Source organism: Thermococcus sp. (assembly GCF_027008145.1).
Lineage (GTDB): Archaea > Methanobacteriota_B > Thermococci > Thermococcales > Thermococcaceae > Thermococcus.
Genome location: NZ_JALTCZ010000067.1, coordinates 1 through 8,837, shown reverse-complemented (window position 1 = coordinate 8,837; position 8,837 = coordinate 1). Strand labels below are relative to the sequence as shown.

Here is an 8,837-nt window from a genome sequence, read left to right as displayed (position 1 = left end):
TGGAACTGATGAAGAGGGAGGAGGCAAGGTTGTCCGTCGAAACAACCGCCGAGAGCACCCCCTGGGGAAACGACAGGGGAAAGCCCTCGAAGGGTACTATGCCCTCATCGCCGCCAGGTGGGTGGAAAAACGCCGGCATCTCTAGATACTACCCCCTAGGGATTATATTGTTTTAGTCAGATCATCGGGTGCAGGACAACGAGGCCTATCGCGCTCAGGAGGAAAGCGATTATGACCTCGATAACCATTGCGATTATCCACGCTATGAAGGCCTTTATCCAGCTCGTATGGAAAACGGCCTTGATGACCCACACATAGGTTATTAGGAAAGCCAGCCAGGCAAGCGGCATGTTTGCGGGGGTCATCCACGCGAAGAGCACCGCAACCACTCCGGCAACGATGCCACCCAGGACGGCACCACCGATGATGGCAACGATCGCCCCGATTACCGAGGCGTTCTCTATTCCCACCAGCTTGGCACTGAAGGCCAGGACAAGGCCGGCTATGAAAAGGCCGACGAGGAGCCACAGGAGTACCAGCGTGTTCAGTCCTGTCATAAAGACGTGACCTGGGGGCATTCCATACATTTTATCACCTGCCCTTTTTAGGCCTTGAACCTTATAAGGTCTTCCAAAAGCCCTTTAAGGTTGTAGCCCGAGGAAAGGTGGGTGGTAAAATGGGCCTTGAGACGGAGCTCTGGCAGTTCTTCTACAACTACTTCTGGGAACCGATGTTCACGAGGAGTGGCTACAATGCCGTGAACACCATAGTCTACGCCCTCCTCTTCGGTTTCGGCGTCATATACAGCTACCGCTACATAATAAAGCCCTTGAGGATACCGGTGGATGAGAGGCTCTTCTGGGCGGTGACACCTATGGTGGTCTTTGGGGCAACGGTGAGGGCTCTCGTTGACGGGGGAGTACTCCCGGAGAACCCGCTGATTTTAACCCCCGGAATATTCTTCACCGCCTTCGCCCTCATAGTTCCCGCGATAGTCCTCGATGCAAAGGCCGGGACGTACCCAAAGATTACCGTCGCCTGGGGAACCGCTCTTGCCCTGTGGGCGACCTATCTTCTGGTTGTGAACGCAAAGAACTGGAGGCCCTATGCCCTAACCCTTCTCCACACGGCCATCAGCTGGGCTGTCGTTCTGGCCTACTACCGGTGGAGGCCCTTCGAGAGGCTCTACCTTTACCCCGTTCTGGCCCATTACTTTGATATCGCCTCGACGGTGGTTGCCATACACTTCTACGGCTATCAGGAAGTCCACTGGGTGGAGCACTACTTGGTCAACTGGTTTGGAGCCTATGTCTACTACCCGTGGATAACGCTGATCCTCGTGGTCGTTTACTACGGCTTGAAATACCTCGTCCTCGACGAGGAGGAGAGGCGGTTCTGGTACCTGGCGATATACATCCTCGGCCTCGGGCCGGCCATTAGGGATCCAAGTCAGATGGTTCTTCAGGTCTAGTTGGATCTATTCCTTTGATTATTTTAACAACTTTTCCGAGGTTGCTCTCGGCGGAGAAGTCCTCAAGGTCGAAGTTCAGGGCCTTGACGACCCTTATGCCCTGCTCCCCCGGTTTTCTCACGACCTCCACGACCGTCGTGCAGATTGCGTTCATCATCGGGATGACCATCGGAGGTGCGTTCTTCATAAGGTCGATGTTAACGAAGTAGAAGGCCTTCCTGCTCTTGTTTCCAACGAAGCCCAGTATGTAGTCCACGAGGGTGAGGGCCTCCTTCTTGGAGTAGAGCGCGAGGACCTTCGAGGCCCCTATTATAGCCGCGACCGTCTTCTTTGTGTACTCAGCCTCAAGAATCGGGGTGAGTTCCCTCTCAATCTTCGGCTCCTCTATTCTGGATACCTTTTTTGCCCACATCGTAGCGTCCGCCGACTTTTATAACCTTCACGTCCTTGTACCTCTCCTTTGGTATGCCGAGGAGCGAGAGGTGGGGGTGGTACTCCCTTAAGGTGTCAAGGACGTCGATAACGACGATGTTGTAGCCGTTCTTTTTGCCCAATTTATGCAGGTCAGGAGAACGAGGCTTGGAAAGGCCGTGCTGTCGAAGGTTATTAAACCGAGCTCTCCCCAGTGGGTCTCTTCCCAGATCCTGTACATCGGCAGGGAAGTGCTCCCATCCATGTTGGAACACCCTTCTAATCTGGGTTCTGGCGCTTAAATATGTTCCTCAAACGTTCCTTTGAACTGATAGTATGGGGTTTCAGCCGCTGGTGTTTCGTTTTCTTCGGGCTCTCAGTTCCCTACCCTCTTCTATCTCCCTCTTGAGGAGCCTTGCCTCTCCCTCCGCATTTCTAACCCCGAAGACTCTAGCTATCCTCTCCAGGGCCTCAAGCTTCCTCACTATGCCGTCAAGCCACGTGAATATGTCTCCGGGATAGACTATCAGCCTGTAGACCTTTCTGAAATGCTCCGCTATTCCCGTTGGGTGCTTTCCTCCCCTGCGGAGCTCTATTATCAGGTTGCTTACCCTCTCCATCGCGTACTCGGTGCAGTCGTCTTCACCGCACATGAAGAAGTCCTGGTAGATGGTGAAGAGCCTCTCCGCTACGTTGGGGCTCAGCTCTGGAATCACCCTGTCGAGCTCCTCAAGGATAGCTGAAAAGCTCGAAGAGAAGATGTTCGTACTTATCCTTCCCCTTAGGGCACTCTCAAGCTCCCTCTGTAGGGTTCCACTCAAATATAGGTTCTCAAAGGGTAAAAGCTTAACCGCTATCCACCGGGCGGGCTTTTTCCCGAGGTTGGCCCTTATGAACTCTGCCTCCCTCGGCAGGAGAAAGCTCATGCTCACGGCCCTTCCATAGGGGGTGACCTCAACGAGAGGCCTCTTCAGCTTCACAAGTCCGAACTCCTCAAGCTTCTCAAGGACTTTCTTGGCACTCTGGTTTGCTCCAAGGCATCTGGCCTGGACTTCCTCGATGACGTCGAGGCGGTTAAAGACGCAGGAATGGGCGAGAACGTTGTCCTGCTCAAGCTCATCGCTCCACTCAACCGTCACCGGCTCTATCGGCGCCGTCAGAAGCTTGAACGCCACCTCGTCTTCAGTCCCCTCCATCCCGGCCGAATACTTCCTTCCTGGCTCGACTATGATGTAGACCTTCCCCTTCTCGTGGTAGAGGGGTCTTCCGGCCCTTCCAAGCATCTGGTGGAACTCCCTGACCGTTAACCACTTGTTGCCCATGGCCAAACTCTCGAATATCACCTGAGATGCCGGGAAATCAACACCGGCCCCCAGTGCAGCGGTTGTAACCACAACGTCTAGCCTTTGCGCTAGAAACTCCATCTCCGTGAGCTTCCTCTGTTTGTAAGGTAAACCGGAGTGATAAGGTTTAGCTCTGAGCCCTTTGCTCGTGAGATACGCTGAAAGCTCGTGGGTTCTCTTCCTTGAGAAGGTGAAGACTATCGTCTGCCCCCTGTAACCCTGCCTTGACTTTCTCATCGCCTCCGCTCTACAGAGGTTGGCAATGTGCCTCCACTTCTCGCCCTCGCCCCTCGCTATTATCACGTGCCTCTCCAGATCAACGGGCCTCTCGTCGTAGAGGACCAGCTTTAGCCCTAGCTCCTCCGCCAGCTCCTCGGGGTTTCCAACGGTCGCGCTCAGACCTATAAACTGGGCCCTTGGGTAGAGCTTCCTTAAGCGGGCTATTAGGCCGTCCAAGCGGGGCCCGCGTTCCTCATCGTCCAGCGTGTGAATTTCATCTATTACAACGGTTCCAACGTCGCCTATCTTTCTCCCGGCCCTCAGGAGGTAGTCTACCCCCTCGTATGTTCCGACTATGACGTCAGCGTCGATGCCAGTATCTACAACAACAAGCTCATCCCTGGTCTTTATTCTGCTCATTCCCACGCGGATGGCAACGCGGAGGCCGAGTTTGGAGTATCGCCTCTTAAAGTCCTCGTACTTCTGGTTGGCCAGGGCCACAAGGGGAACGAGGAAGAGGAGCTTTTGTCTCTTCATTGCCTTTGGAATGCCGGCTAGCTCTCCGATGAGGGTCTTACCACTGGCCGTGGCGGAAACGACGAGCAGGTTCTCCCCGCTGAGGAGGCCGTGTTTGACCGCTAAACTCTGAACAGGGAGGAGCTCCTTAACTCCTTCCCCCTTCAGCACTTCCTTGAATTTCTCCGGGAGGGGTAGTTCATCAACCCTGAGCTTCTCAACCTTAACGTGCTTCGCTTTGAGCTCGTCCCACTTGGTTATCTCAGGATGTCTCGTCGGGTCGAAGCGCGGGTCGAAGGCGTAGAGGACTTTGTCGAGATCTCTGAACCTCTTAAGGAGTTTCTTTGCCTGGTCGAACATTGCAACGCTGTTGAAGCGGAAGCGGAGCTCTCTCTTAAGCTCTTCCTCGGCACAGCGCTCGCAGATGTACTCGTTGCGGTACCTTATCCTGTTGCCCTCGGTCAGAACGGTTACCTTCCCCTCAATGAGGCAGAGGCGGCACAGTTCGGCCTTTTCGACGTGCTTGTTCTGGAGCCTTCTCCTGAAGTAGTCCTCCCACTCGTCGGCGTTTACAAGGACAATCCTGGCTTGACGGAGTAGTTTCTCTATCTCCTTCGGGTTCCTGTACTGGCTTCCCTCAAGGACTTTGAAGAGCCTGCCCTCGCGCATTATGAAGCGGTAAACTCGTTCAGCCTTAAGCCCCTGCATCTGGGAGAGCTTTTCCGGCTCTTTCTCAATGAAAAAGGCCTCAAGCTCGTTCTTTTTCCTCCCGGGTCTTACCACGAAGAGCATCTTCACCGCCTCGCCGGCTTCCACTCATCACAGCTCAGGGTTTTACTTCCCCACTGGCAATCCAGCAGTCTTTGAGTTCCTCCTCGACTAGGTTGGCCTCGATGAACTTTAGATTTCTCCCGAATAACGCCCTAAGACTCTCGATGAAGCGCCTCAGGTTTTCCATGTCCTCGAAGGTGGCCTTCATAATGACCTGGCAGTCCCCACTCTTCACATAGAGGAACTCGACGTTCTTGAGGGATGCGACCTTTCTGAGCTCCACGCGTAGGGTTTCGTCGAAATGTTCGAAGCGGAGGCTCAGCAGGGCCGAGACGAACTCACCCAAGAAAGCCGGCTCGACCACCCCAGAGTAGCCCTTTATCGCGCCGAGTCTTTCAAGCTTTTCCAGCCTGTTCTTTACGCTTGCCGGTGAGAGGCCGAGCCTCCTCCCGAGCTCGGTCAGGGTTATCCTTCCGTTTTCCCTGAGGATTCTCAGCAGTTCCCTGTCCCTCTCATCTACCCTCGGCATCTGCTCCACCAAAAATTTGGAAGTTAACGGGTAATCTTTACTTCCTTCATGAGCTCAAGCGGTTCAGGATGCCTCTCGAAGTACTCCCTGACGGGCTTGAGTAGCTCGATGAGGTACTCCGCAACGGCGTTCTTGAGGTCGAGCGGGTGAAGCTTGCCCTCGGCGAAGTCCCCCTTCAACTCCTCAAAGGTGGTGTATGTGACGTCTCCGCCGAACTTTGCCGGCCTGTGTATGGTGAACTCTGTGGGTTCTTCGCGGAAGATTATGTGCTCGGCCCAATCGAGGACCGGGTTGTAGTTGACCTCCCTGGCAGGACAGAAGGCTTTTCTGAGCTTTCCCCTTATCTCATTCGGGGAGTCGTGGATAAAGACGGCAGAGTAGGGCTTGCTCTTGCTCATCTTCATCTGGGTCTTCAGCTCTTTGAAGTGCTCCTCACCCTCTATCGGCCAGACCGGCGGTTCCTGAAGGCCGAGGAGAAGGTGGTGGTGCAGGGCGATGGGTTTCAGCTTCTCTCCCTTCCATTCGAGAGGGTGGTATCTCAGCCTTTGAGCCACCTCAATCGCTATGACGTGGGCCTTCCTCTGGTCGAGGCCGGCGTGCGCTATGGTAACACCCTGGTAGAAGATGTCAGCAACCTGCATCATCGGGTATATCAGCTTGGCGAAGTCTATTGCCTCGCCCATCTGCCTTCCCATTATCGTTATCGATCTCATAACCCTGCTAAGGGTAACGTTCTTCGAGATGTCTATGACGGTCTGCCAGTAGTCGCCTTTCTCAAGTATCTCGCTCGCAAGAACGAACTCCACCTTGTCAGGGTCACCGCCCATGACCTTTATGCTCTGCTTCATGCCCTCCTTGAAGTAGGTTAGGGCCACTTTCTGGATGGTCTCAAGGTCTCCTCCGAGCTTGTCGTTTATCCAGCTGTGCCAGTCGGCGAGGAAAACCCTCGTCTTTACCCCGGCCTTCTGGAGGTCTGCTATTTTAGCGCCCGCCATCAGTCCGGTTCCGAGGTGAATGTAACCGCTTATCTCGAAGCCTATGTAGTGCTGGAGCGGTGCTCCAACCTCAAGGAGGTGCCTCATGTTTTCCTCCGTCAAAAGTTCCTCAGTCGGCTTCCTTTTGATGAGCCCGATCCTCTCCTCGATGTCCACTCCTATCACCTAAGCCGGAAAAGGCGGGAGCCTTTAAGGGCTTTGCGGAAGTTTTTCAAGGGAGTTAAACTTCCATTCATAAAACTTATAACTCCTTTTCTTTTAGATAACCTGGTGATACCATGCGGAAGGCTGCAATTCTCATAGCAACTTTGGTTTTGTTTGGCCTCTTTGGAACAGCTATGACCACCGCCGCAGGAACTGCTACACCAACCATCGCAGTTGACCTGGCCCACGGTGAGAACCCAAAGGGTCTTCTCGACGTTACCTATAAGAACAAGACCATTACCCCCGGGATGCTGAGCACCATTAAGGACATGAAGTTTGTCTACTTTGGAGACCCGAAGTATGAGGAAGAGCTTGGGATCAAGGGGCTTGGACAGAAGATAACCTACAATGCTCTCAAGGGCGTTGACATCCTCATTATCGGGCAGCCGACCAGTCCTTTCTACCCGGACGAGGCCCAGGCCATCAAGCAGTGGCTTGCCGAGGGTGGCCACGTCCTCTGGATTGCCGGTGACAGCGACTATGGGAACGGTGCCAAGACCCAGCAGTTCGTTGACAGCCTTCTTGATCAGCTCGGAATTACCAACCTCCGCGTTGATCTCTGTTCCGTCGAAGACCCCGTCAGCAACGCCGGTGGGAAGTCCTACCGTGTTGTTGCCTTTGTCAAGCCCAGCCCAGACACCCCTGACAAGGACATGATAACCAAGGGTCTCAAGAACGGCGGTAAGATACTCGCCCACGGTCCGGGCGTTGTTGCCTGGGTGGACAGCAACGGCAACTGGCACCCGCTTAACGACAGCAGCAGGCCGAAGAACGCTTACATCATCGTCAGGACTTCAAAGAACGGCGAGATCGTCGAGAACAACGCTCCAGCGGCTAACGCCTACCAGGCAGGAAACACGGGCTCCTTCCCAATCATCGCCGTCCAGATTGTTACCGAGAAGGGCAAGAAGCCCAACGTTATAATCGTCAGCGGTGAAACGCCAATCGGTGGCTACGAGCCGATGTGGGTCAGCAAGTACTACGACGTCCCGCTAGACGGCCCGACCTTCATAACCAACTTCCTCCACTGGAGCCTTGAGATGGCCAAGGGCGTTCCGGCCACCAGCGCCAGCGCTCCCGCAAAGACGGCCTCTGGTACCAGCGCTTCAAGCACGGGAAAGGTCTGCGGGCCGGCTGCGATAGTCGGACTCGCGGTAGTTCCACTCCTCCTCAGGAGGAGGAAGTGATTCCTCCTTTTTTATATTGTTGAACCAACACCTTTTTTAGGAAGGTTCCCAATAGGGGGTGGGGATTGCCATGCGGAAGCTGTTTGGGGTTCTCGTCATTTTGTTGTTAGGTCTTAGTGTGGTCGCTAGTGGCTGTATAAGCGGAGGCGGCACCTCCAGCGGGACGGGCACCAGCACAGCCGGTGGCAAGGGGATAACCCTTGTCATCGTCACCAGACATGACGCTACGATACAGTACAAGGCCAAACAACTCTTCCTCCAGAGCGACATAGCAAAGAAGTACCACATCACCAACCTCAAGTTCATCAACGTCCCCGAGGCCCTCTGGCCACAGTACATCAAGCAGGGAGCGGATGTCGGCTGGGGTGGAGGACCGACGCTCTTCGATGACATGTACAAGATGGGCTACCTCCAGCCGATAACCGACCAGAAGATACTCGACCTCCTCGGCAAGCAGATCCCGACCGAGCTCGCGGGTATGGCAATGGTCTTGAAGAACGGGACTAAAGTCTACTGGATAGCAGCGGCCCTCTCGTCTTTTGGATTCACCGTCAACAAGCAGGTTCTCCAGAAGCAGAAACTCCCGTTCCCCCACAAGTGGGAGGACATAGCCTCTGCCGACTGGGCCCGCGATCCGCCCATGTACGGCATAGCCGACCCGACGAGGAGCACTTCCAACACCAGGATATATCAGATCATCCTCCAGGCCTTTGGCTGGGAGGAGGGCTGGCGCATACTGACGATAATAGCTGCGAACTCCAGGATATACGAAGCCAGTGATGCCGTCAGGGATGCCGTCATAAACGGTGAGATAGCCGCTGGAAACACCATTGACTTCTACGGCTACACGGCAATGAAGCAGAATCCGAACTGTATCTACGTCATCCCCACGGGGGAGAGCATCATCAACGGTGATCCGATAGCCCTGCTCAAGTACAGCAAGCACCCACAGGCTGCTCAGGCCTTTATCTACTGGGTTCTCACCGAGGGGCAGGCTGTCTGGATGAGCCCTGACATCAACAGACTCCCAATATGGGGAGGCCTGTTCAACAAGACCATAACGGAGCAGGAGGCGAAGATACTCTTCAACGGCAAGTACGTCGGCGAAACCTACGCCCAGGCCAGGCCCGCACTCCTCAAGGCCTACGACATCGCTATACACAGCAAGGGAATACCCTTCAACGACACAAG

9 protein-coding genes are annotated in these 8,837 nt (G+C 54.6%); 3 read left to right on the top strand and 6 right to left on the bottom strand.

Annotated elements, in window-relative coordinates:
• Positions 1-176: 176 nt before the first annotated feature.
• Positions 177-587: a hypothetical protein gene (locus tag MVD07_RS03380; RefSeq protein ID WP_297498651.1), complete on the bottom strand. Its 411-nt coding sequence runs from the start codon at positions 585-587 to the stop codon at positions 177-179.
• A gap of 89 nt (positions 588-676) precedes the next feature.
• Between MVD07_RS03380 and MVD07_RS03375 the strand changes: the two genes are divergently transcribed.
• The gene (locus tag MVD07_RS03375; protein ID WP_297498660.1) at positions 677-1,471 is read left to right on the top strand and encodes a DUF63 family protein; all 795 of its coding nucleotides are present in this window, start codon (positions 677-679) and stop codon (positions 1,469-1,471) included.
• On the opposite strand, the gene MVD07_RS03370 is transcribed toward MVD07_RS03375, so the two are convergent.
• From MVD07_RS03370 to MVD07_RS03350, 5 genes are all read right to left on the bottom strand, one after another.
• A complete protein-coding gene (locus tag MVD07_RS03370; protein ID WP_297498648.1) occupies positions 1,437-1,883 on the bottom strand; it encodes a DUF257 family protein in 447 nt (148 codons plus the stop codon). The genes MVD07_RS03375 and MVD07_RS03370 overlap by 35 nt on opposite strands.
• Positions 1,840-2,025 (bottom strand): DUF257 family protein, encoded by a 186-nt coding sequence (locus MVD07_RS03365; RefSeq protein WP_297498645.1) that lies wholly within the window; start codon positions 2,023-2,025, stop codon positions 1,840-1,842. Before MVD07_RS03365 ends, MVD07_RS03370 begins: the two co-directional genes overlap by 44 nt.
• A 201-nt stretch (positions 2,026-2,226) precedes the next feature.
• On the bottom strand, positions 2,227-4,752 hold the full coding sequence (locus MVD07_RS03360) for a DEAD/DEAH box helicase (protein WP_297498657.1): 2,526 nt from the start codon (positions 4,750-4,752) through the stop codon (positions 2,227-2,229).
• 34 nt (positions 4,753-4,786) lie between these two features.
• A complete protein-coding gene (locus MVD07_RS03355; protein ID WP_297498642.1) occupies positions 4,787-5,260 on the bottom strand; it encodes an Lrp/AsnC family transcriptional regulator in 474 nt (157 codons plus the stop codon).
• 23 nt (positions 5,261-5,283) lie between these two features.
• Complete coding sequence (locus MVD07_RS03350) at positions 5,284-6,411, bottom strand: tyrosine--tRNA ligase (RefSeq protein ID WP_297498654.1); 1,128 nt, start codon at positions 6,409-6,411, stop codon at positions 5,284-5,286.
• Between the two features lie 122 nt (positions 6,412-6,533).
• Here MVD07_RS03350 and MVD07_RS03345 point away from each other — a divergent pair, with 122 nt between their 5' ends.
• A complete protein-coding gene (locus MVD07_RS03345; RefSeq protein WP_297498639.1) occupies positions 6,534-7,646 on the top strand; it encodes a CGP-CTERM sorting domain-containing protein in 1,113 nt (370 codons plus the stop codon).
• A 70-nt stretch (positions 7,647-7,716) separates the two neighbouring features.
• Positions 7,717-8,837, top strand: a 1,121-nt coding sequence (locus MVD07_RS03340; RefSeq protein WP_297498636.1) for an ABC transporter substrate-binding protein, incomplete at its 3' end; no start/stop codon positions are given.

Excerpts from the sequence above, each read along its gene's own strand:
- MVD07_RS03380 (WP_297498651.1), bottom strand. The coding sequence starts at position 587 with ATGTATGGAATGCCCCCAGGTCACGTCTTTATGACAGGACTGAACACG.
- MVD07_RS03375 (WP_297498660.1), top strand. The coding sequence starts at position 677 with ATGGGCCTTGAGACGGAGCTCTGGCAGTTCTTCTACAACTACTTCTGG.
- MVD07_RS03370 (WP_297498648.1), bottom strand. The coding sequence starts at position 1,883 with ATGTGGGCAAAAAAGGTATCCAGAATAGAGGAGCCGAAGATTGAGAGG.
- MVD07_RS03360 (WP_297498657.1), bottom strand. The coding sequence starts at position 4,752 with ATGCTCTTCGTGGTAAGACCCGGGAGGAAAAAGAACGAGCTTGAGGCC.
- MVD07_RS03355 (WP_297498642.1), bottom strand. The coding sequence starts at position 5,260 with ATGCCGAGGGTAGATGAGAGGGACAGGGAACTGCTGAGAATCCTCAGG.
- MVD07_RS03345 (WP_297498639.1), top strand. The coding sequence starts at position 6,534 with ATGCGGAAGGCTGCAATTCTCATAGCAACTTTGGTTTTGTTTGGCCTC.